The organism is Actinoplanes sp. NPDC023801, from assembly GCF_040639655.1.
Taxonomy (GTDB): domain Bacteria; phylum Actinomycetota; class Actinomycetes; order Mycobacteriales; family Micromonosporaceae; genus Actinoplanes.
On sequence record NZ_JBFAAI010000062.1, the window covers coordinates 1 to 1563 of the forward strand.

The following is a 1563-nucleotide window of genomic DNA, read 5'->3' on the forward strand; positions in this document are numbered from 1 at the left end:
AGCGAACCCGCCGGGACGCATCGAAGCGTGACACTGACAGGAGCGGTGTTTCCGGCCCGACACGCCGGGCTGAGGTCCGGCGGGATGGGCACCGTGAGTGATGACATCGAACGTTGTGAGCCGCGTCGGTATCCAGGGAGACCGTCTCCCGGATCACCGACAAAGTCGTCGCGGAGATGACCGAATGGTCATCGCGGCCACTCGACCGCGTGTACGCCGCCGTGTTCATCGACGCCATCGTCATCAAGGTCCGCGACGGGCAGGTCGCGAACCGGCCCATCTACGCGGCCATCGGCGTCACCGTGGACGGCCGTAAAGACGTCCTGGGCCTGTGGGCCGACACCGGCGGTGAGGGCGCCAAGTTCTGGCTCAGCGTCCTGGTCGACCTGAAGAACCGCGGCGTGGCCGACGTGTTCTTCGTCGTCTGCGACGGGCTGAAAGGGCTGCCGGACAGCATCGAGGCGGTCTGGCCGCAAGCCATCGTGCAGACCTGCATCATTCACTTGATCAGGAAAACGTTCCGGTTGACGTCGCGAGCCGACGCGGACGCGATCAAGCGAGACATCCGGCCGATCTACACCGCTGTCAACGCGGACGCGGCGGCGGCTGCTCTGGACGAGCTGGAAGAGAAATGGGGCAGCAAATACCGGGCGATGATCCGGCTGTGGCGTAACGCCTGGAACGAGTTCATTCCCTTCCTCGACTATGACGTCGAGATCCGGAAGGTGATCTGTTCCACGAACGCGATCGAGTCGTTGAACGCCCGCTATCGGCGGGCCGTGCGAGCCCGGGGCCATTTCCCGAGCGAGCAGGCCGCGCTGAAGTGCCTGTACCTTGTGACCCGCAGCCTGGACCCGACAGGAACCGGCCGCGCCCGATGGACGATGCGCTGGAAGCCCGTGCTGAACGCCTTTGCCATCACCTTCGGTGACCGCTGGCCGGCCGCCGAGACCTACTAACCGAAGAGCCCGAAACACCGATCCCGGTACGGACCCCGTCTCCGCGACGGGCAGCAATTCGCAGTTGAGAACAGGCATGTCCTCCGTTGGCCCGTCAAAGCGCAGTTGGACGTAGTCCATGACGAATTCGATCGAGTAGAGGCGGCAGCCGACGAGACGGCTCAACAGCTCGTTGGGAACGTACGCATTTCGTTCTGACGACACGCGCCCATGGTGCCTGATTGCCTGTCGGTGAACGTCCTCAACTCGGCATTATGCAGGTAATCCTTGTCAAGCAGATCCGGATGCTCAGCGCTGGCGGGTCAGATCCCGGTTTGTGACAGAGCGTCACCCTGCCGCCGTTGCCCGGGTGGAATTCCGACTACTCGATCAACGAAGCCTGCCAGTCTCGGCCCCGTTGTAGCACCTGGCCGCAGCCGTAGAGTCAGACTCCGGCTGTCTCATGAGACAGCCGGAGTCTGAAGAAGGACGACTCCGAACGGTCATCTGGTGCGCTTCGTACGCTTGCCGCCGCCGTCCGCGATCTCGCCTGTTTCCGGTGCAGGTTACGGCTCGAAGCCAGCGGTCAGGGTGCGGCGGTCGTAGCCGGCGAAGACGTCTGCTT

General features: G+C 63.8%; 1 pseudogene. It reads left to right on the forward strand.

The features are described 5' to 3' along the window. Positions 1–122: 122 nt before the first annotated feature. Positions 123–959, forward strand: a pseudogene (locus tag AB0G04_RS43800) (IS256 family transposase); the annotation flags it as partial. Positions 960–1563 lie beyond the last annotated feature (604 nt).